Below are 21,382 nucleotides of genomic sequence, written 5' to 3'. Positions count from 1 at the left end.
GCGTGCAGACCCTTCTTCCCGAGCCCGTGCGGCGGCTTGCCGCCTGGTGCGTGGTCGCGCTCCTTGTGGCCGGGGTCGCCGCCGTCGGCGTATGGCTGGTCGTGGAACTCAAGACCGCCGTCACGCCCGTGCTGCTCGCACTGCTCGGGACCGCCCTCCTCGGGCCGCTGCACCGGCGGCTGGTGAGGATGAAGGTGAACCGGTCCGTCGCCGCGGCACTGACCTGTGTGGCGGTCGTCGTCGTGATCGGTGGGGCCACGTACATCGTCGTCAGCGCGCTGATCGACAGCGGCGACCAGATCGTCGACTCCCTGCGGCGGGCCGGCCGGGATCTCGCCGAGCGCTTCGGGGCCGCCGGGACCTCGCTCGACGATCTCGCCAAGAACTCGAAGGAACTGCTCGGCAGGTTCGGGGGGACGGCCGCGTCCGGGGTGATCAGCGGGCTGAGCGTGGTGGGGGAGGTGATCGCCGCCTCCGTACTCGCGCTGCTGCTCATGTTTTTCTTTCTGCGGGACTCCCACAAGGCGGCCGGTCTGCTGCGGTCCCTCGCCCCGGGCTCGACGGGCGATGCCGCCGAGGCCATGGGGCGGCGGGCCTTCGGGGCCGTCGAGGGCTTTATGCGCGGGACGACGTTGATCGCGCTCATCGACGCGGTCTGCATCACCGTCGGGCTGCTGATCCTGCGCGTCCCCGGAGCGGTCGGTCTGGGCGCGCTCGTCTTCGTCACGGCGTACATCCCCTACCTCGGCGCCTTCCTCTCCGGCACGGTGGCCGTCCTTGTCGCGCTCGCCGACCGCGGGTTCGTGATCGCCTTGTGGGCGCTGGGGGTGGTGATCGCCGTGCAGGTGCTGGAGGGGCATGTGCTACAGCCCGTGATCCAGAGCCGTACGGTCCAGATGCACCCGGCCGTCGTGATGGTGGCGATCACCGCGGGGGCGTCCGTCGCCGGGATTCTCGGGATGCTGGTCTCCGTACCGCTGACCGCTGCCGCGTTCGGCGTGATCGGCGAGCTGCGCAGCCGCTACTCCGCCGACGCGGGCTCCGGCGACAGTTCGGGCTCCGGCGGTGGTTCGGACTCGGGCGAGGGTCCCGGCTCGGACCCGGGTTCGGGCTCCGGCGCGGACGATGCGTAGAGCGCCTGCCACAGCGTGCCGACCGGTGGCATGCGTATGTCAATGAGCCGGACGGGGGCCGGGCGGTAACCTTGACGGGCCCACCCCCTCTCAAATTGCTAAGACTGGATGAACGACGATGCATCGGTACAGGTCCCACACCTGCGGCGAGCTCCGCGCCTCTGACGTCTCCACCGACGTCCGGCTGAGCGGCTGGCTGCACAATCGCCGAGACCTGGGCGGCATCCTCTTCATCGATCTGCGCGACCACTACGGCATCACGCAGCTCGTCGCCCGCCCCGGCACCGCCGCCTACGAGGCGCTCGACAAGGTCAACAAGGAGTCGGTCGTCCGCGTCGACGGACAGGTCGTCTCGCGCGGCGCCGAGAACATCAACCCCGAGCTGCCCACCGGCGAGATCGAGGTCGAGGTTTCCGCGGTCGAGCTGCTGGGCGCCTCGCAGCAACTGCCGTTCCAGATCAACACCGACGACGGAGTGGGTGAGGAGCGCCGCCTGGAGTACCGCTTCCTCGACCTGCGCCGCGAGCGCATGCACCGCAACATCATGCTGCGTACGGCCGTGATCTCCGCGATCCGGCACAAGATGACGGCGCTCGGCTTCAACGAGATGGCCACCCCGATCCTGACCGCGACGTCCCCCGAGGGCGCGCGCGACTTCGTGGTGCCCTCCCGGCTGAACCCCGGCAAGTTCTACGCGCTGCCGCAGGCCCCGCAGCAGTTCAAGCAGCTGCTGATGATCTCGGGCTTCGACCGCTACTTCCAGATCGCGCCCTGCTTCCGCGACGAGGACGCCCGCGCCGACCGCTCGCCGGGCGAGTTCTACCAGCTCGACGTCGAGATGAGCTTCGTCGAGCAGGAGGACGTCTTCCAGCCGATCGAGAAGCTGATGACCGAGCTCTTCGAGGAGTTCGGCAACGGCCGGCACGTCACCTCGCCGTTCCCGCGCATCCCCTTCCGAGAGTCGATGCTCAAGTACGGCAACGACAAGCCGGACCTGCGCGCCCAGCTGGAGCTCGTCGACATCACGGACGTCTTCGAGGGCTCGGAGTTCAAGGCCTTCGCGGGCAAGCACGTGCGCGCGCTGCCGGTGCCGGACACCGCCTCGCAGCCGCGGAAGTTCTTCGACGGCCTCGGCGACTTCGCCGTCGAGCACGGCGCGAAGGGCCTTGCCTGGGTGCGCGTCGGCGAGGACGGTTCGCTGACCGGCCCGATCGCCAAGTTCCTCACCGAGGAGAACGTCAAGGTCCTCACCGAGCGTCTCTCGCTCGCCCCCGGCCACGCGATCTTCTTCGGCGCCGGCGACTTCGACGAGGTCTCCAAGATCATGGGCGCGGTCCGGGTCGAGGCCGCCAAGCGCGCCGGTCACTTCGAGGAGGGCGTCTTCCGGTTCTGCTGGATCGTCGACTTCCCGATGTACGAGAAGGACGAGGAGACCGGCAGGATCGACTTCTCGCACAACCCCTTCTCGATGCCGCAGGGCGGCCTCGAGGCCCTGCAGACCCAGGACCCGCTGGACATCCTGGGCTGGCAGTACGACATCGTCTGCAACGGTGTCGAGCTGTCCTCCGGCGCGATCCGGAACCACGAGCCCGAGATCATGTTCAAGGCCTTCGAGATCGCGGGCTACTCGAAGGAGACGGTCGAGCACGAGTTCTCCGGCATGCTCCGCGCCTTCCAGTTCGGCGCCCCGCCGCACGGCGGCATCGCCCCGGGCGTCGACCGCATCGTGATGCTGCTGGCCGACGAGCCGAACATCCGCGAGACGATCGCCTTCCCGCTCAACGGCAACGCGCAGGACCTGATGATGGGCGCGCCGACCGAGCTGGAGGAGGCGCGGCTGCGCGAGCTGAACATCGCGCTGCGCAAGCCGGTCGCCGACAAGGACAAGTAGCAGGTACGCACAGGGGCCCCGACCGGAAGGTCCGGGGCCCCTGTGCGTTCACATACCTCGGCCGCGCACACGCCGTACGCGCGAAGGGCCCCGGAACCGCCCAGGTTCCGGGGCTCGCCGGTTTCAGTCCGAGCAGCAGGCGGCGGCGTGCCCCCCGTGCCGCTGGCGGGTGGCGCGTCGGCAGGGGCTGGTGAGCAGGATCTGGTGGACCAGCTGCTGGAAGGAGAGCAGGGCGGTCACGGGCGGAAGCGCGGCCACGGCCATGGGGATCGGCGACCTGGGCGCGTGGGCGACGCACAGACACATCGCGACGGCGGAGAAGAGCACCACCACGGCCCAGCTGTGTGCGGCGCGGCGGTCGTGCAGCGCGGCCCGCAGGATCGACAACGACGCCACCAGCCACGGCCCGTAGACCAGCAGCGGCCACCATCCGGCCAGCCCGTGGGCTTCGGGGGACGCCATGCGGCGCAGCGGATCGTAGGCGATCAGCCCGCTGAGCACGCTCAGCATGCCGACGATGGCCGCGGTCAGTGCCGCGATGATCAAGCTCAGCACCTTCACCCGCGGCGCCCGGATGCGGCGGACGCAGCGCACCAGCAAACTCGGACGCCTGCGGGCACCGCGCCTGCGGGGGAGGGGCGGGACGGACGAGACGGTGGGTGCGACGGGGTCGGGGGCCGCGGCCTTGAGAAGCTGGGTGAGATCGCTCTCGAAGTCCCAGTGGGTGTCCGGATGGACGTCCAGGCCGTCGGGGATGGTGGGGTCGAGCACATCCGCGCCGAGGGCGTCCGACGGAAACTGATAGTGATACGGAGCCGTGCCCAACCCGTCGTCGGGACGGGGCCAATATCCGCTCATGCCCGCCTCATCGGCGCCGGGGCGGCGCCGAAACGCCGGGTGAAATCTGCCTGGATCTGCTCCAGGGCGCCAAAGAGGTCGTCGAGCAGATCGGAGCAGTCCGCGTATCCGGACGCGCGCGCGAACCCCGGATCCCGCTCCTCGTAAAACTCTGCCACCGCTGTGTTCTGCGGGCTCATCGTCGCCATGCCCTCCCAACGATGAAGAAATTCGTTGGATACGCCCAGCTTGAAGACAATGTCCGATTATTCATGCGTTTAACGCTTCTTCACTTCAATTGTCGATGCGCTATAACTACGGGAAGTTGCGGTCCCGGGATGCGCTCGTCACCCTTGGTGGGGAGACAGGCGGCAGCTGCGGCTTCCAGGAGTACACCGCGCCGATCGGCGGCGTCGCCGCGCCGGAACATTGTGATCCTCGTGCGTTTTCCGTGCCTCCGGTTCTGTGTCTTTGGGCGACGCCTCGCGCATTCTCCTTCCGAAATGCAACGAATGATCGCATACATCCGATTTGATGTCGCCGGGACCGACGTCGCCCCGAGCCCCGACCCAGAAGCAGCAGCACCTTCAGGCTCTCGAACCGAAAGGCCCGCACATGTCCCTCCGCACAGGACTGTTCCCGGCGGTCGCGCTGGCCGTCGCAGGTCTGCTGCTCACCGGCTGCGCGGGCGCCGGCGGCGAGGCGGCGCCCGGGGCGCAGAGATCCGCGGGCGCCGCCTCGACGGGTTTCGCCGGGCACCTCGGCCCCCAGGCGCAGATGGTCCGGTCGCAGGAGATCCCCTTCCTCGGCCCCCAGACCCGCGCCAGGATCTCCAAGGCGACCCAGCAGGCGGTCGTGGTGGTCGGCGAGGGACCCGACTCCAACCAGTCCGCCACCACTCTCTACGAGCGCATCCCCGGCCTGGGCTGGAAGGCCGTGTCCGATCCCTGGCCGGCACACAACGGCCTGCGCGGCTGGACCGACGACCACGAGGCCGCCGACCACCGCTCGCCGATCGGGGTTTTCGGCCTCACCGACGCGGGCGGCAAGCTTCCCGACCCGGGCACCAGGCTTCCCTACGACCAGGAAGCGGCCTTCGACGCGCCCGGCACCGGCTTCGAGGGCGAGCCGCTGAGAGGCTCCTTCGACCATGTGGTGGCCATCAACTACAACCGCGAGCCGGGCACCACCCCGCTGGACTGGACCCGGCCGCTCGGCGACGAGAAGGGCGGCGGGATCTGGGTCCACGTCGACCACGGCGGGCCGACCCAGGGCTGCGTGGCGCTGAAGCTGGACCGGATGAAGGAGCTGCTGGTGTGGCTGGACCCGGCGAAGCGGCCGGTGGTCGTGATGGGCGACGTGGCGGCGCTGAGGCGCTGAGGCCGAGCCGCCCAGTACGTAAGCGAAAGGGCCCGGGACCTGTGCAGGTCCCGGGCCCCTTCACACAGGCACCAGGGGGTGTCCGGCGGATCATGCTGGGCTCGCGACGCCCTGCGACTCCGTCTCCTGCGTTGTCGTCGGTCGGCATGGCTCCGCCATGCCTCCCTCCTCCGCCTTGGATCCGAAGCCGCATGACGCCGCTCCCTGATCCAGCCTGATCCACCGGACACCCCCTAGCCCTTCTTCGGGTCCTCCAGGCGCGGGAACAGCACCGCGCCCTTCGTCACCGTGGCACTCGCCGGGAGCCTGCCCCACTCGCCCGCGTGCTGGATCCGCTGGTCCGCGAGGGCACCCAGCGGGGCCTCGGCACCGAGCGAGTCCCACAGGGCCTGCGAGGTCTCGGGCATGACCGGGTTGAGCAGCACCGCGACGGCGCGCAGGGACTCGGCCGCCGTGTACAGGATCGTCGCGAGACGGGCCTGGCCCTGGGGCGACTCGTCCTTGGCGACCTTCCACGGTTCCTGCTCCGTGATGTACCCGTTGACCTGCTTCACGAAGTCGAAGACCGCCAGGATGCCGCCCTGGAAGTCCAGCTCTTCGCCGATCTTCCGGTCGGCCTCGGCGACCGCCTTGGCAAGGCCCTCCTGGACCGCCTTCTCCGCCTCGCCGGACGCCGTCGCCTCCGGCAGCGCGCCGCCGAAGTACTTGCCGACCATCGCCGCGACACGGGACGCGAGGTTGCCGTAGTCGTTGGCGAGCTCGCTGGTGTACCGGGCGGTGAAGTCCTCCCAGGAGAACGAGCCGTCCTGGCCGAACGAGATCGCGCGCAGGAAGTACCAGCGGTACGCGTCCACCCCGAAGTGCGAGGTCAGGTCCTGCGGCTTGATGCCGGTCAGGTTCGACTTCGACATCTTCTCGCCGCCGACCATCAGCCAGCCGTTGCACGCGACCTTGCCGGGCACCGGCAGACCCTGCGCCATCAGCATCGCGGGCCAGATGATCGCGTGGAAGCGCAGGATGTCCTTGCCGATCAGGTGCACGTTCGCCGGGAAGGTCTCCTCGAACTTCGCCGGGTTCTCGTTGTAGCCGACGGCCGTCGCGTAGTTGAGCAGCGCGTCGATCCACACGTAGATCACGTGCTTCTCGTCCCACGGCACCGGGATGCCCCAGTCGAAGGTCGAGCGCGAGATGGACAGGTCCTGCAGGCCCTGCTTGACGAAGTTCACGACCTCGTTGCGGGCGGACTCGGGCTGGATGAAGCCGGGGTTGGCCTCGTAGAACTCCAGCAGCTTCGATCCGTACTCGCTGAGCTTGAAGAAGTAGTTCTCCTCCTTGAGGATCTCCACCGGCTTCTTGTGGATCGGGCAGAGCTTCTGCCCGGCGAACTCGCCCTCGCCGTCCAGCAGGTCACCGGGGAGTTTGTACTCCTCGCAGCCCACGCAGTACGGGCCTTCGTACCCGCCCTTGTAGATCTCGTCCTTGTCGTACAGGTCCTGCACGAACTCCTGCACACGGTCCGTGTGCCGCTTCTCCGTCGTACGGATGAAGTCGTCATTCGCGATGTTCAGATGCTCCCAGAGGGGCTTCCATGCCTCCTCGACGAGCTTGTCGCACCACTCCTGGGGCGTGACGTTGTTCGCCTCGGCAGTGCGCATGATCTTCTGACCGTGCTCGTCCGTGCCGGTGAGGTACCACACCTTCTCGCCACGCTGACGGTGCCAGCGTGTGAGCACGTCGCCTGCGACGGTCGTGTAGGCGTGGCCCAGGTGAGGAGCGTCGTTGACGTAGTAAATGGGGGTCGAGACGTAGTACGCCTTCGCCCCCTGCTTCTCGGATCCAGTGGCCGCCATGGTCGAAATCCTAACGGCCCGCGCAACGTCCACTCACCTCGATAAGCGGTGCGGAGAGGTCTGCGAAACATCCCCTCCCCTAAGAAGGGCGGCATCCTGGGAGGAGGGGCGGTGCAAGGGGAGCCAGGGGATCGGGGGGAGCTGGGGGAGGACACGATGCGGGTACTGGTCGCCGAGGACGAGGAAATCCTGGCCGAGCTGGTCTCCACCGGGCTGCGACGGGCCGGATTCGCCGTCGACACCGTCTACAGCGGGGACGCCGCGCTCGCGTATCTCGGGCTGCACGACTACGACGTCGTCGTCCTCGACCGCGATCTGCCGCGCGTCCACGGCGACGAGGTGGCGCGCGAGCTGGTCGCCTCCGCGTCCCGCACCCGGATCCTGATGCTGACCGCCTCCTCGTCCCTGGAGGACCGGGTCGAGGGCCTCGACCTGGGGGCGGACGACTATCTGGGCAAGCCCTTCGAGTTCCCCGAGCTGGTCTCCCGGGTACGGGCGCTGCGTCGGCGCAGCGCCAGGCCGGTGCCGCCGCTGCTGGAGCGGCACGGGGTACGGGTCGACACGGTGCGGCGGACGGCCGAGCGGGACGGGCGGGATCTCGATCTGTCACCGAAGGAGTTCTCCGTCCTGCAGATCCTGCTGGAGGCGGACGGTGCGACGGTCTCGGCGGAGGAGCTGCTGGAGCGGGCCTGGGACGCGCACACGGATCCGTTCACGGGCGCGGTGCGGGTCTGTATGAGCAAGCTGCGCGCCAAATTGGGGGAACCGGCGCTGATCCGTACGGTTCAGGGTGTGGGGTACGTCCTGTGAACCGTCCCCACATGGGCCCGGGTTCGACGATCCGGACCCGGATCGCGCTCGTCTACGGCGGGGTCTTCCTGGTGCTCGGCGCGGTGCTGCTGGGCATCGTCAATCTGCTCTCCCGCGCCGGTACGGAGAACGAGGTCGCCGCGATCAGGGCGCGCGTCGTTTCCGCGCTGCCGGTGGAGGACGTGCGCGGGGTCACGGTCGTCCAGCTGACCGACGGCGTCCGGGACGCGGCGGGGCAGCAGATGCTGATCTGGTCGGTGTTCGCCCTGCTGGGGACGGCACTGTGCGCGGTCGCGGTGGGCTGGTGGACGGCGGGGCGGGTGCTGCGGCCCGTACACGCGATGACGGCGAAGGCACGGCGGCTGTCCGAGCGGACGCTGCACGAGAGGATCGCGGCGAGCGGTCCCGACGACGAGCTGAAGGAACTCGGCGACACGCTGGACGCGCTGCTGGCGCGGCTGGAGAAGGCCTTCGACAGTCAGCGGCGGTTCATCGCGAACGCCTCGCACGAGTTGCGTACGCCGCTGGCGACACAGCGTACGGCGATCCAGGTGGGGCTGGACGCGGACTGTTCGCCGGACGAACTGGCCGCTGTGAAGCGGGTGTTGCTCGACAACAACCGGCGCAGCGAACGGCTCATCGAGGGGCTGCTCGTACTCGCCCGGAGCGAGCGGGGGCTGGCCGAGCGGGAGGACGTCGACCTGGGAGAGCTCGTGGCGCAGGAAGCGGCGCGCTACGAGGTGAAGGCGGCGGCGACTGTGTCCGGTGGCGTGGTGCGCGGGAACCGGCTGCTGCTGGCGCAGCTGGTCGGGAACCTGGTGGCCAACGCCGTCGCGTACAACGTGCCGGACGGGACGGTCGACGTCGGAGTCGAGTCCGGGCTGCTGACCGTGACGAACACGGGGCCGGTGGTGGCGGCGGCGGACATCCCGGCGCTGTTCGAGCCCTTCCGGCGGGGCGAGGGGCGGGACCGGATGGGGCCCGGGGCGGGGCTCGGCCTGTCGATCGTCCGCTCGATCGCCGAGGCCCACAGCGGCACGGTGACGGCCGAGCCCGGCCCTGCGAGCGGGCTCGCCGTCACCGTGTCGCTGCCGGTCGTGCCTTAGGTCGTGTCCGCAAAGTCTCGCCTGGCCCGCGACGCCCTGCACGCACGCTCGCTGCGCACCGAACGCCGCGGGCCCCGCCCTTCGGGCGGACGGCGATACTTTGCGGACACTCCCTAAGGGCGCCAGGCCTCCAGAACGCCGCTGAACAGCTCCGCGTCCGGGAGCTCGCGGGGCGCGGGCCCGGCGTGGAAGAACCCGGCGTTGCCGGCGGTCAGCTTGCGGAGGTAGTCGAAAGCCTTCGCGTCGTGCTCGCCGAACGCGACGAACTGCCAGAAGACGGGCTTGTCGGCCGCCTCCGACAGCGCGGCCGTGGCCGCGGTCTTCGACTCGGGCGCGCCGTCGGTCTGGAAGATCACCAGTGCGGGCACGGTGGAGTCGGCCTTGGCGTGCAGGGCGAGGACCTCCTCGACGGCGAGGTGGTAGTTCGTACGGCCCATCCGGCCCAGGGAGTTGTGGAGCTCGTCGACGCGGCCCTGGTGCTCGGCGAGGGTCAGCTCACCGGTGCCGTCGATCTCGGTGGAGAAGAAGACGACGTTGACGGTCGCGCTCTCGTCGACATGCGCGGCGAGGGCGAGGGCCTGCTCGCCGAGGTGCTGGGCGGAACCGTCCTTGTAGAACGGCCGCATGGACCCGGACCGGTCGAGCACGAGATACACCCGTGCGCGAACCCCGGTGAGCTCGTGCTTCTTGAGCGCGGCACCGGCGGCCTTGTAGTGGTCGGCGAGCTGGGGCGCGAGGGCCTTGACCTGGGCGAGCGTGTGCGCGGGGGCCTGGGCGGGCGGCGGGGTGGTGGGCTCGGCCGCGGCGACCGGCTCATCGGCGGGGGCCGCCTGCGGCTCGGTTTCCGTAACCGGCTCGGCGGGTTCGGCCTTGTCGGCCGGGGCCGCGGGGGCGGGTTCGGTCTCGGCGGCCGGAGTCCCGGTCTCCGGCTCCGCCGGTGCGACCTCGGTCGCGGTGACGGCGACGGGCTCGTCGCTCTCGGCGTCAGCCTGCGGCTCGGTCAGCGCAACCGGCTCCGCCGGAGCAGCTTCGGCGTCCGGGGCCGCGGGGGCGGGTTCGGTCTCGGCGGCGGCCTCGTTCTCCGGCTCCGCCGGAGCGGTTTCGGCCGCGGTGACGGGGACGGACTCTTCGTCCTGGGCCGGGGTGACGTCTTCGGCGTCAGCCTCCGGCTCGGCCACCGCAACCGGCTCCGCCGGAGCGGCCTTGACGGACGCGGCCTCCACCAGCGGCTCCGCCGGAGCGTCCGCGGCTTCGGTCGCTGCCGACGCGGCGACCGGCTCGGGCTCGGCGTCTGCCGCGGGCTCGGTGGCCGTTTCGGGCTCGGCGACCGGCTCGGTGATCGCAACCGGCTCCACCGGCTCGGCCACCGGCTCAGCTTCGGCAGGAGCAGCCTCCGCCTCGGTGACCGGCTCCGCGGGAGCGGCCTCGGGCTCCGCTGGCGCCACCTCCGCGTCCGGGGTTACCGATTCCGTAACCGGCGCCGCAGGGCGCGCGGCCTCGGGCTCGACCGTGACATCCCGCTCGGCGGCCGGGGCTGCCTCGGGCTCCGCTGGCGCCGCCTCCGCGTCCGGGGTTACCGATTCCGTAACCGGCGCCGCAGGGCGCGCGGCCTCGGGCTCGACCGTGACATCCCGCTCGGCGGCCGGGGCTGCCTCGGGCTCCGCAGGCGCCGCCTCCGCGTCCGGGGTCGCCGATTCCGTAACCGGCGCCGCAGGCCGCGGCTTGGACGGTTCCGCGGCCGCCTGGGCCGGGACCTTCGGGGTCGGGTTGTCGAACGCCGCCGAGACCAGGTCCGCCGCCGCCCTTTCCGCCGGGGACGGCGACGGGACCGTCGCGGTCGGCGGTTCCGAACGCTCGGTCTGGGGCGGGACGGAGGCTGCCGTCGACTCGCCTCGCTCCGAACGCTCGCGTCCGAACACCTTGCGCAGCAAGCTCCGAATGCCCATGGGCGAGGCCTTTCGCATGAGTTGAGTGCGGAGAATGTCCACATGTGGCCGGAACGCTCCGCATCCTGGCCACGGCGGACACGTAAGGTTAGCCGCCGCCCGTGGCGATCTCCGGCAGGGGCGGCCCTCAAGCGCCCGCACATGTCAACCCGGCCTCAGCCGGGCCGCATTCATTCGCCGTTCACTTCCCGGCTGCCACATTGAGCACGTTTACCCCTAACGTCGCGGCGGAACATATTCCGACACCATGTCGGCGCGGGTGCGCCGGAGGAGGACGAAGTGCGCAAGCTGCTGCCGCTGTTGAACACGAACGCCCACGCGGGCGGACGTTCCGCTCTCACCTGCCGCTTTCGCTGTGGCGATGCCTGTTTCCATGAGGTACCGAACACCAGCGACAACGAGTACGTCGGCGATGTCATAGCCAGCGCCCTGTCGCGGCGTTCGATGATGCGCGCCGCCGCCGTGGTGACCGTCGCCACTGCCGCCGGTACCGCGACCGTCATCGGCGCCGGTGGCGAGCAGGCCTCCGCCGCGCCCGTCGGTGCCGCCGACAGCCTCGGGAGCGGTGGCAGGACGGACGGCGCCCGCGGTCTCCGCTTCGCCGCCGTCGCGCCGAACAAGGACGACAAGGTCACCGTCCCCGCCGGGTACTCGCAGAACGTCGTCATCCGCTGGGGCGAGCCGATCCTCCGTGGCGCCCCCGCCTTCGACGCCGACAAGCAGACCGCCGCGGCGCAGGCCGGCCAGTTCGGTTACAACAACGACTTCCTCTCCCTGCTCCCGCTGCGCGGCGAGTACGGCCGTCAGGTACTCGTCGCCAACCACGAGTACACCGACGAGGTCCTGATGTTCCGCGGCTACGACGCCGCGAACCCGACCCGCGAGCAGGTCGAGATCGCCTGGGCGGCGCACGGCCTGTCCGTCGTCGTGGTCCAGGAGGAGAGCCGCAGCGGCAAGCTCACTCCGGTCACCCGCCACCCGCTGAACCGCCGCCTCACCGCGACCAGCGAGTTCAAGGTCACCGGCCCGGCCGCGGGCAGCGCCCTGCTGCGTACGAGCGTCGACCCGACCGGCACCAAGGTGCTCGGCACGCTCAACAACTGCGCCGGTGGCACCACCCCGTGGGGCACCACCCTCCACGGCGAGGAGAACTTCAACCAGTACTTCGCGAACGGCGGGGTCAGCGCCACCGACAAGCGGTACGGCCTCGCGGCCGGCGCCTCCGAGCGCAAGTGGGAGCGTTTCGACAAGCGCTTCGACATCGCGCAGGAGCCCAACGAGTCGCACCGCTTCGGCTGGGTCGTCGAGCTCGACCCGTACGACCCCGAGTTCACCCCGCGCAAGCGCACCGCGCTCGGCCGCTTCAAGCACGAGGCCGCGCAGCCCCGCCTGACCGACGACGGCCGCCCGGTCGTCTACATGGGCGACGACGAGCGCTTCGACTACTTCTACAAGTTCGTGTCGAGCAAGAGCATGAAGAAGGGTTCGAGCCGCGCCGCGCGCGAGCACAACCGCACGCTCCTCGACGAGGGCACGCTGTACGTCGCCAAGCTGACCGGCGACTCCCCGGCGGCGGAGATCGACGGCACGGGCAAGCTCCCCAACGACGGTGAGTTCGACGGCAGCGGCGTCTGGATCCCGCTCGCCACCGGCAACACCTCGCACGTCCCCGGCATGACCGCCGAGGAGGTGTACGTCTTCACCCGCCTCGCCGGCGACAAGGTGGGGGCCACCAAGATGGACCGCCCCGAGGACGTCGAGCCGTCCCCGCGCACCGGCCGCGTGTACGTCGCGCTGACCAACAACAAGGACCGCGGCGCGGCGGGCAAGGCCGCTGCCGACGAGGCCAACCCGCGCAACGCCAACAAGCACGGCCACATCCTGGAGCTCGCCGAGCACTGGGACGACCCGACGTCCGACGGCTTCGCCTGGCGGCTCTTCCTGGTCGCGGGAGACCCGAACGACCCGGCCACGTACTTCGCGGGCTACCCGAAGGACAAGGTCAGCCCGATCTCCTGCCCGGACAACGTCGCCTTCGACCCGCACGGCAACCTGTGGATCTCGACGGACGGCGCCCAGCTCGGCTCGCACGACGGTCTGTTCGGCGTGGCGACCAAGGGGGAGCGGCGCGGTGAGCTCAAGCAGTTCCTGACCGTCCCGGCCGGTGCCGAGACCTGCGGCCCGATCATCCAGGACCGCCGGGTGCTCGTCGCCGTCCAGCACCCGGGCGAGCTCGACGGCGCGTCCGTCGAGAAGCCCGCGAGTGTCTGGCCGGACGGACCGGGCAAGATCGTCCGCCCGGCGGTCGTCGCCGTCTGGCGCAAGGACGGCTGCGACATCGGCGTCTGACGCCTGTCATGAGGTGGCGCGCACCTGTGCGCGCCACCTCATGAATTCGTCCGGCGCGGGTCCCGTGTACGACCACGGGACCCGCGCCGCTTGCCGCCCGAGCAGCCCGAACAGCTGCCGGGCCTCGTCGGCCAGGCCCGCGTAACAGGCCGCGTGCGTCAGATAGTTGAGCTCGCCCATCTCCTCCGGGGCCGCCGGGCCCCGCCCGCGGCCGCCGATCCAGCGGTCCCAGGTGCGTCGTACCTCGGTCACCGCCAGCTCGTGGTGCCAGTGCCTGCCGAAGTCCCGTACCGGCGCTGGACCCGTCGCGCCCTCGGTGACATGGCGGTACTCCTCCACCCGGGCGATCTGCACCAGTACCGGCAGCGGCGACCCGGGCGGCGCCGCGCCCGCCGCGTCGCGGGCGAAGTCGTACATCCGGCCGTGTGTGCCGTGCCAGCGCGCCGAGTGGTAGCGCAGCAGCTGCACATGGCCCTCGATGTTGTGCGGGTCGCGCCGCCGCAACTCGTCCCACCAGCCGCGCAGTTCGCGCCGCGACACCCCCGTCTCGTACAGCCGGGCCACCGTCAGCAGCGACACCCACGGCATCGGGTCGTCCGGCTCGGCGTCGGCCGCGCGCAGGCAGGCCAGCACCGTCGCATCGAGCCGTTCCTGGTCGAGCGCGGCCCTGCGGCCGGACTCGATCGCCTGGTGGAAGACGCGTACGACCTCGGTCGCCGCCCGCAGCACCTCCGCGTCCGGGCTTCCGGGCTCCGCCGCCCGCCAGGCCTCCACCGCCGACGAGCCGGCGGCCGCGTGCGCGAGCAGCCGCAGCCGGTGGGTCCGCAGCGGCCAGTCGGCGCCGGTGGCGCGCAGCAGATCCCGTACGCCCTGCCAGCGGCCGATCACGATGTCGTGCACGGCGTCGGCGAGCGGCCGATCGCCGAACGCGGGATCGAAGTCCGGTACGAAACCATCACGTCGGCGGCGCGCGGCCATCTTCGGCACGTCCCTCAGAAGTCTGTCGCCAGCGCCTGGTCGGCGTAGTCGGTGTGCTGCGAGGCGGAGTTGGCGTACCGCTCCTCGGCGGCGATGGCCCGCGTCGCGTCCAGTCTGGCGGGTCGGTAGTACGAACTCCCCTGCCGCCAGTAGTGGATCAGCGGCACGAGACCGGCGGCGAGACCGCCGATACCGATCGCGATCGATGCCGCGCTCAGCCTGCTCAGTGCCTCGACAAGAATCCAGAGCATGAACAGCGCCCCGAGCAGCGGCCACGCTCCGCCGAGGACGAAGTCCCGTACGGACGTGAGCAGGGTCTTGCGGTACGCGACGACGGCGGCGATGCCCGCGAGGCCGTAGTAGAACGCGATCTGCAGGCCGATCGCGGAGACCGCGGCGGAGAGCACGTCGCCGACCGAGCCCAGCGCGGTGGAGGCGACGAACATCGCGAGCGCCACCGCCCCGACGACGGCGACCGCGACCCCGGGGGTGTTCCAGCGGCGGTGCACGGTGCCGAGCGCGGCGGGCATCGTACGGTCGCGGCCCATCGCGAACAGTGAGCGCGTCACCTGGATCAGGGTGGTCTCCAGGGTGGCGACAGTGGACAGCAGCACCGCCACGACCAGCAGTTTCCCGCCGACGCCCGGCCAGATCGCGTCCCCGAGCGCGCCCAGCACATTGGCGCCGCCCGCCCGGATGTCCTCGCTGGTCAGGATCATGTTCACGGCGATGGTGAAGGCTTCGAAGAGGAGGAAGACGACGCCGAGACCGACGAGCGAGGCGAGTCCGGCCGTGCGGCGGCTGTCGCGGGTCTCCTCGCTGAGATTGCTGGTGACGTCCCAGCCCCAGTAGTAGAAGGCGGCGACGAGCGCGCCGGAGGCGAAGCCCGCCGGTCCGTCGAAGTGCGAGAAGCCCAGCCAGGACCAGTCGAAGGCGGCGGCGTAGCCGGTGTGCAGCAGCGCGGCCACGACGAAGAACAGCAGAATCGCCAGCTCCACGCCGGACATCAGAAGCTGCGCGCGCACGGTCAGCCGCGCCCCGCCGGCGACGACGAGCAGCATCACCAGGAACCAGGCGGCGCCGGTGGCCGTCGCGAGTGCTGTGTTCCCGGCGAGGTCCGGGTCGAAGAGCGCGAGGGTCATGGCACCGGCGGGCAGCGAACCGGCGACCATGAAGATCGTCGCGGAGACGACGAGGGCCCAGCCGGACAGAAAGCCGAGAAAGGGGTGGACGGTCCGGCCCACCCAGGAATAGCTGGCGCCCGCGTTGACGTCGATCCTGCCGAGTCGGCCGAAGGCCAGGACGATGCCGAGCATGGGGATCGCGCAGTAGAGCAGCGCGGCGGGTCCCGCGAGACCGACGGAGGCGACGAGTACGGCGGTGGTGGCCGCGATCGAATAGGCGGGGGCACTGCCCGCGACGGCCATCACGATCGTGTCGAAGGTGCCGAGGACATTGGGCTGAAGCCCTCTGCCGGAGTTGGTGCGCATGGGACTCTCCGAATGCCCTGGTGGTGCCTGGTGCCGGATGTGCTTGTGTCACACGACATGTGTCGGCACGTCAGAAACGAATGCCCGCTGCAGAGTGAAGGCCCCGCGAGAAGGCCTCCGTGAAGGGAGAACGTGCGCATCGTAGTCGGATGCGTGCGCTGGGGTGAGGGGGTGGGGCTGCTCCCGGAGGCTGGGTGACGCGGTGGGCCGGGGTCCCCGCTCTCTTGTGCGTCCGCGTCGCGGTGATCGGCGCGGCGGGCGCCGAAGGTTATTGCCGGTGCGGGCGGCGCGGGCGGACTCGTAGAGTCGGTATATGACTGCAGACGTTTCGGACGAGGGAACGGTACGGGTCGACACCTGGATCTGGTCGGTCCGCCTCACAAAGACCCGCTCGCAGGCCGCCTCGGCCTGCCGGGCCGGACATGTCCGGGTGAACGGCGACCGGGTCAAGCCCGCGCATGCGGTGCGCTCGGGGGACGAGGTGCGGGTCTTCCACGCCGGGCGGGAGCGGGTGGTGGTCGTCTCGAAGACCGTCCGCAAGAGGGTGGGCCCACCGGTGGCGGTCCAGTGCTACGTGGACAACAGCCCGCCGCCCCCGCCGAGGGAATTCGTGGCCCCGGTGGCGATCCGGGACCGGGGCGCGGGGCGCCCGACGAAGAGGGACCGGCGAGAGATGGAACGCTTGCAGGGGGGCGGCGGCCCGGTCCGCTGAGGCCGGGGACGCGGGTCTGGGGGTCCGGGGTGCGAGCCGGCGCGGGGCGCGGGTCTTGGGCGGTCCGGGGTGCCCGATGCTGTGTGGTGCGGGTGGGCCGCTGCGCGGGGCCTTTTCCCCACCCCCGCCCTCCCCCTACGGCCTGGCGGCCGTGGGAGGTACCCCCATCCCTCAACCGGGGCTCCGCCCCGGACCCCAGAGGGTTGGTGGGGGCTAACGCCCCCACACCCCCTTGCGGCAGCTTCGCGCCGCCCGGCGGGCTCGGGCCTACACCGTTCCGGTGGGGAGGGGCCGTGCAGGGTCGTCCCCGCAGGCGATTGGCGGCCAACACCGGGTGAGCGTTACGAACCCCTCATCGCCGCCGACGCCGAGGAGTCGAGCCCGGAGGGGACCCGGAACCCGTGCCCAACGGTGCCGGGCTCCCCGGACCGCCAGGCCCGGGCGTACCGGAACCCGCGCCATGCGGCGGGCCCGCGCAGGGGACCCCAAGGCCCCCTCACCCCGAACCGCCCGGCGACGCGATCGCCCTCGCCGCTCTCACCTCCTGCCGCAGCGCCCCCAGCACCCCCTCCTCGCCCCCCTCCAGCTCCGCCTTGACCTCCACCAGCACCTCACTCGCCCTCACGCCCTCCGCCAGCTCCCGCAGCTGCTGCTCGATCTCCGCCACCTCCGCCCGCGTCGGCGGCTCCGCCCCGTGGTTGACCCGTACCCGCGCCGCCGTCGTCGCGTCCACGATGCGTTCGACGGCGACTACCAGCGGCCACCAGGCCGCCGCCCGCGCCCCCGTCGGCGGTGGTTCCGTCAGGGCGCGCTGGAATTCCGTGCGGACGGAGGACAGGTCGCGGTAGATCCGCCGTCGGCGTCGCACCCGTTCCGCCTGGTCCGCCGCCGACTCGGACCCGAACGCGTACGCCACGTACCCCGCCGTGTCCTCCACCGCCGCCGCGAGCCGGTCGCCGATGCGGGTGTGCCAGCTTTCGGGCCAGAGCAGATAGCCCGCCACGAGCGCGATCGCGCAGCCTATGAGGCTGTCGACCAGGCGGGGGAGGACCAGGTCGAAGCCCTGGTGGTTGAGGAAATCGGAGAGCAGCAGGATGACGGGGGTGATGGCCGCCGTCTGGAAGGCGTAGCCCTTCGCGGAGAAGGCCGGGACGAGTGCCGCGAGGACCATCATGACCGGCACGTCCCACCAGCCGCGCGGCACCTGGGAGAGCACGGCCGCCGCGACGACCAGACCGCCCGCCGTACCGAGCGCGCGCAGGACCGCGCGGGAGAAGACCGAGCCGAAGTCCGGTTTGAGTACGAAGGTGACGGTGAGGGCGACCCAGTACGAGCGCGGCACGGGCACCAGCGAGACCAGGGCCTGGGCGAGGCCGATGCACAGGGCGAGCCGCAGGCCGTAGCGCCAGGACGGTTCGGAGAGCAGGAGGTCGCGGGCCGTGCGGCGGGCGCGGATGCGCAGGGCCGCGGGCCTGCCGAGCCGGTCGTCGACGTTGTAGGGGTCGGGGTCCGCCTCGTGGACGACGACCGCGGCGTGCCGCAGCGCGGCTTCGACTGCGCGGTCGGCGGGGCCTTCCGGCTCGGGCAGCTCCAGCCGGGGCGCCTCGCCCCGGCCCTGGTCGACCGCGTCCGCCAAGTCCCGTACGGCCCCGGCGATTTCGGGCTGCCGCGAGGCCCGCCCGTACAGGTGCGCCGCTGCCGCCGCCTCGACGAGCGGGATCAGTACGTTGAGCTGCGCGAGCAGCCGTACGAGCGGGCTGCTCCGCCCGTGGTCGCGGGCCCGCCGGGCGAGGATCAGGTCGTAGGAGGTGTTGAGGGACTGGGTGACGGCCTGGCGTTTCTCGTCGTACTCCGTCGTGCCCGCCGCATCGAGGAGATCGGCGACCGAGCGGTACGTGGCGGCGACCGCCGCTCGCTCCGGCATGCGTCCGCGCAACGGCCAGGCCAGCAGCGACAGTACGAGGACGAACAGACCGCCGAGCGTGAGCAGCATCGGGGCCTTCCACCAGGGCCCCGGCATCGGCAGCCCCGCGCCCACCACCGCGTTGAGCAGGAGCAGCAGCCCGGACACGGAGGCCACCGCGCCGATCGACGAGATCATTCCGGAGACCAGCGCGACGAAGGTCAGCGCGGCGACCGCGAGCCAGCCCTCTCCGTAGACGAGCGTGCCGAGCGTGACGCCGATGGCGCCGAAGAGCTGCGGGACGGCGATATTGAAGATCCGCATCCGGTACGCGTCGGCGGTGTCGCCGATGACGCCCGACAGCGCGCCCATCGACACCAGCGCGCCGTACATGGGCTGCCCGATCGCGAGCCCGACGGCGAGCGGCGCGGCGAGCGCGACGGAGGCACGGGCGACGGCGGCCCAGGGCACGGGCGCGGACTGCGGCCGCAGGCTGTTGAGCAGCCACTCGGGTGGGGACAGGCGCCCCGTCGGCGCCGCTGATCCGGAGGATCCCGTGGAAGTCCCGCCCTTGTCTTCACGCATGGTCATCAAAAGACCTCGAAGTGGGCGGCCTGCGCAACTCCCCCGCGTACCTCCCCTTCGCTAATCCCCTGAGGGAAGGCGGGCGGGCGGTCAGCCCAGGTAGCCCTCCACCTCGTCGGCGGGCTGCACCCTCGCCGTGTCCGGGTCCTCCCCGAACTCCGCCTTGGCGCGGCGCCGGCGCAGCAGGTCCCAGCACTGGTCGAGCTGGATCTCGAGGTCGCGCAGCCGCGCCTGCTGGCCGGAGTCGAGGCCGTGCTCCTCGGACGTGCGCGCCCGCAGCGCGCGTTCCTCGGCGACGAGTTCGCTGATGCTGCCGAGTATCTGGTCGTTGTCCATGGCTCCTGCTCTCAGAGTACGAAGACCGTCTTGCCGCGTGCCCCGCCCGCGCGGGACCGCGCGAGCGCGTCCGGCGCGTTCTCCAAGGGGAGTTCGGCGTCCACGGGCGCCCGCAGGGAGCCGTCGGCGGCGGCCGCGGCCAGGGTGTCCAGCAGGGCGGCGGAGGGGTGCTGCCGGAAGTCGATGCCCTCGACGCCGGCCGGGAGCCGGGCCTCGCCCGCCACGCCGCGCGTGGTCAGCGCGCGGCCGCCGGCGTGCACGAGGGCGGCGTTCGCCGCGAAGGAGGACGCCTCGGCCGACACCAGGTCGACCAGCACGTCGACGCCGTCCGGGCAGGCGTCCCGTACGGCAGACGGAAGATCGTGGGAAGTGGTGTCGATGGTCGCTGCCGCGCCGAGCGCGGACATCCGGCCGTGCTCGTCGCCGCGTACGGCCGCCAGGACCTGGACGCCACGGGCCGCGGCGAGTTGGGTCAGGAAGGTGCCGACGCCGCCCGCGGCGCCGATGAGCAGCAGGGACTGCCCGGCGCCCACATTCGCCGCGTCCAGCAGCTGCGCGGCGGTCATCCCGGCCGAGGGCAGCATGGCCGCCGTTCTCAGCGGGAGGCCGTCGGGGACGAAGGCGATGGCCGCGTCCTGCGGCATGACCACGTACTCGGCGTACGTACCGGTGCCGACCGGTGGCCTGGTCGCCTGGCCGAAGACCGCGTCACCCACCCGGAAGCGGCTGTCACCGGGGCCGACCACATCCACCCTGCCCGCGAAGTCCGAGCCGATGACCAGCGGGAAGACATGCGGGACCCGGCCGGCGAGCGCTCCGTCGGCGGCTTTCCAGTCGAAGGGGTTGAGGGCCGCGTACGCGATCTTCACCAGCACCTCGCCCTCGCCGGGCTCCGGCTTGGGTACCTGGATCAGCTCGGCCTCGGCCTTGAAGGCCCTGACCGCGACAGCGCGCATCCGGAACGCCTCCTGACGAACGGCCCCCGCGACTCACCGACACTCCCACGACCCCACTCTTACGCGGGCGCGCACTCAGCGCACGTCGTGCAGTTCGAGCCCGACGAGCAGCGCGCGGTGATCGGTGTCCGCCAGGTCCAGGAAGCGTGCCGAGCGGACCGAGAAGTCCTCGCTGACCAGCACATGGTCGATCTGCGCGCCCAGCGGGCGGCGGACCGCGGCCGGCCAGGACGGGGTGCGGTCCGCGCCCACGAGGGTGGCGCTGTCGCGCAGCTGACCGGCGTCGAGGATGCGGCGGAAGGCGGCGTGGTCCTGGGTGGCGTTGAAGTCGCCCGCCACCAGGGTCGGCTCGCCCTTCACCCCGCTCGCGTACGAACGCAGCCGGCCGAGATCGCGGCGCCAGTCGCCGATGACCCCGGGCATGGGCGGCAGGGGGTGCGCCAGCTGCACATTCACCGGGTGCCCGGCGACGACGGCGACCGAGCCGGGCATCGCGAGCTCACTGTCGATCCCCGGCGCCGCGCGCAGCGGATACTTGCTGAGGATCGCCGATCCGGCGGCCGAGTAGCCCTCGACGACATTGCGGTACGGGTAGTCGGTGCGGGAGACCCTGGCCGCGAGCGCGTCCGAGCAGGTGCTGTCGCATTCCTCGACGAACACCAGGTCGGGCTTTTCCCGGCGGATGGTGGCCAGAAGCCCCTCGGTGGCGTTCCCGAACTCGATGTTCGATGCGAGCACCGTGACGCGGGCGACGACCCGCCCCGGCGGATCGTCGGTCAGCCCGGTGTCGTACGGCCTGACGAACCACCCCGTGACGGCGAGTACGGCAGCGGCCCAGATCATGCCGGTGCGCCAGCGCGCGAGCAGGGCGAGCAGCAGCCCGGCTCCCGCGGGCAGCAGTAGCCAGGGCAGGAAGGCGAGCAGCTGGGGGACGGGCGTGATCCCGTCGGTGTCCGCGACACGGCAGCCCACGACCACGCTGGGAGCGAGGAGCAGCAGGCCCGCGAGCCAGGCAGCGGCGCGCCGTCCGTCCGAGGAGCGGAAGGATGTGTCCGCCGGCGTGTCCGGGGCCGCCGCCGATATGGCGCTGTTCACAACCGGCCTCCGAGCCGCGGGATGG

The 21,382-nt window shown here is 71.3% G+C and carries 17 protein-coding genes; 7 read left to right on the top strand and 10 right to left on the bottom strand.

Features of this window, described 5'->3' with window-relative positions:
- The first annotated feature begins 2 nt into the window (after positions 1-2).
- Together OOK40_RS13290 and aspS are read left to right on the top strand one after the other, a co-directional pair.
- Positions 3-1,133 carry an AI-2E family transporter gene (locus OOK40_RS13290; RefSeq protein ID WP_266480271.1) on the top strand — a complete coding sequence of 377 codons (1,131 nt, stop codon included), beginning with the start codon at positions 3-5 and terminating at the stop codon, positions 1,131-1,133.
- A gap of 118 nt (positions 1,134-1,251) precedes the next feature.
- On the top strand, positions 1,252-3,024 hold the full coding sequence (gene aspS, locus OOK40_RS13285) for an aspartate--tRNA ligase (protein WP_266480267.1): 1,773 nt from the start codon (positions 1,252-1,254) through the stop codon (positions 3,022-3,024).
- Between the two features lie 123 nt (positions 3,025-3,147).
- Here the strand turns inward: aspS and OOK40_RS13280 are convergent, their stop codons facing one another.
- Together OOK40_RS13280 and OOK40_RS13275 are read right to left on the bottom strand one after the other, a co-directional pair.
- The gene (locus OOK40_RS13280; RefSeq protein ID WP_266480265.1) at positions 3,148-3,882 is read right to left on the bottom strand and encodes a DUF2637 domain-containing protein; all 735 of its coding nucleotides are present in this window, start codon (positions 3,880-3,882) and stop codon (positions 3,148-3,150) included.
- Positions 3,879-4,070 carry a hypothetical protein gene (locus tag OOK40_RS13275; protein ID WP_266480263.1) on the bottom strand — a complete coding sequence of 64 codons (192 nt, stop codon included), beginning with the start codon at positions 4,068-4,070 and terminating at the stop codon, positions 3,879-3,881. Before OOK40_RS13275 ends, OOK40_RS13280 begins: the two co-directional genes overlap by 4 nt.
- 406 nt (positions 4,071-4,476) lie before the next feature.
- On the opposite strand from OOK40_RS13275, the gene OOK40_RS13270 reads away from it, so the two are divergent.
- Positions 4,477-5,241, top strand: coding sequence for a L,D-transpeptidase family protein (locus OOK40_RS13270; RefSeq protein WP_266480261.1), 765 nt, complete (start codon positions 4,477-4,479; stop codon positions 5,239-5,241).
- 233 nt (positions 5,242-5,474) lie between these two features.
- On the opposite strand, the gene metG is transcribed toward OOK40_RS13270, so the two are convergent.
- Entirely contained in the window at positions 5,475-7,091 is a 1,617-nt protein-coding gene (metG, locus tag OOK40_RS13265) for a methionine--tRNA ligase (RefSeq protein WP_266480259.1), read from the bottom strand.
- A 156-nt stretch (positions 7,092-7,247) separates the two neighbouring features.
- Here metG and OOK40_RS13260 point away from each other — a divergent pair, with 156 nt between their 5' ends.
- A complete protein-coding gene (locus OOK40_RS13260) occupies positions 7,248-7,901 on the top strand; it encodes a response regulator transcription factor (protein ID WP_266480258.1) in 654 nt (217 codons plus the stop codon).
- A gap of 11 nt (positions 7,902-7,912) precedes the next feature.
- Positions 7,913-9,007: a cell wall metabolism sensor histidine kinase WalK gene (locus tag OOK40_RS13255; RefSeq protein WP_266481642.1), complete on the top strand. Its 1,095-nt coding sequence runs from the start codon at positions 7,913-7,915 to the stop codon at positions 9,005-9,007.
- A gap of 113 nt (positions 9,008-9,120) precedes the next feature.
- Here the strand turns inward: OOK40_RS13255 and OOK40_RS13250 are convergent, their stop codons facing one another.
- On the bottom strand, positions 9,121-10,953 hold the full coding sequence (locus OOK40_RS13250) for a VWA domain-containing protein (protein ID WP_266480255.1): 1,833 nt from the start codon (positions 10,951-10,953) through the stop codon (positions 9,121-9,123).
- 279 nt (positions 10,954-11,232) lie between these two features.
- On the opposite strand from OOK40_RS13250, the gene OOK40_RS13245 reads away from it, so the two are divergent.
- Complete coding sequence (locus tag OOK40_RS13245; protein ID WP_266480253.1) at positions 11,233-13,302, top strand: PhoX family phosphatase; 2,070 nt, start codon at positions 11,233-11,235, stop codon at positions 13,300-13,302.
- A 6-nt stretch (positions 13,303-13,308) separates the two neighbouring features.
- On the opposite strand, the gene OOK40_RS13240 is transcribed toward OOK40_RS13245, so the two are convergent.
- On the bottom strand, positions 13,309-14,280 hold the full coding sequence (locus tag OOK40_RS13240) for a hypothetical protein (RefSeq protein ID WP_266481639.1): 972 nt from the start codon (positions 14,278-14,280) through the stop codon (positions 13,309-13,311).
- Between the two features lie 14 nt (positions 14,281-14,294).
- A complete protein-coding gene (locus OOK40_RS13235) occupies positions 14,295-15,770 on the bottom strand; it encodes an APC family permease (protein ID WP_266480251.1) in 1,476 nt (491 codons plus the stop codon).
- Positions 15,771-16,083: 313 nt separating this feature from the next.
- Here OOK40_RS13235 and OOK40_RS13230 point away from each other — a divergent pair, with 313 nt between their 5' ends.
- On the top strand, positions 16,084-16,482 hold the full coding sequence (locus OOK40_RS13230) for an RNA-binding S4 domain-containing protein (protein ID WP_266480248.1): 399 nt from the start codon (positions 16,084-16,086) through the stop codon (positions 16,480-16,482).
- Positions 16,483-16,978: 496 nt separating this feature from the next.
- On the opposite strand, the gene OOK40_RS13225 is transcribed toward OOK40_RS13230, so the two are convergent.
- From OOK40_RS13225 to OOK40_RS13210, 4 genes are all read right to left on the bottom strand, one after another.
- Positions 16,979-18,970: an FUSC family protein gene (locus OOK40_RS13225; RefSeq protein WP_266481636.1), complete on the bottom strand. Its 1,992-nt coding sequence runs from the start codon at positions 18,968-18,970 to the stop codon at positions 16,979-16,981.
- 90 nt (positions 18,971-19,060) lie between these two features.
- Complete coding sequence (locus tag OOK40_RS13220) at positions 19,061-19,306, bottom strand: DUF2630 family protein (protein ID WP_266480246.1); 246 nt, start codon at positions 19,304-19,306, stop codon at positions 19,061-19,063.
- An 11-nt stretch (positions 19,307-19,317) separates the two neighbouring features.
- Positions 19,318-20,262, bottom strand: a complete 945-nt coding sequence (locus OOK40_RS13215; protein ID WP_266480244.1) for an NADP-dependent oxidoreductase — start codon at positions 20,260-20,262, stop codon at positions 19,318-19,320.
- Positions 20,263-20,337: 75 nt separating this feature from the next.
- On the bottom strand, positions 20,338-21,357 hold the full coding sequence (locus OOK40_RS13210) for an endonuclease/exonuclease/phosphatase family protein (RefSeq protein WP_266480242.1): 1,020 nt from the start codon (positions 21,355-21,357) through the stop codon (positions 20,338-20,340).
- Positions 21,358-21,382 lie beyond the last annotated feature (25 nt).

The sequence above is a fragment of the Streptomyces sp. NBC_01481 genome (genome assembly GCF_026339995.1).
Classification (GTDB): Bacteria; Actinomycetota; Actinomycetes; order Streptomycetales; family Streptomycetaceae; genus Streptomyces.
The sequence above is the reverse complement of the archived record's forward strand: the minus strand, read 5'-3'. Positions and strand labels throughout refer to the sequence as shown.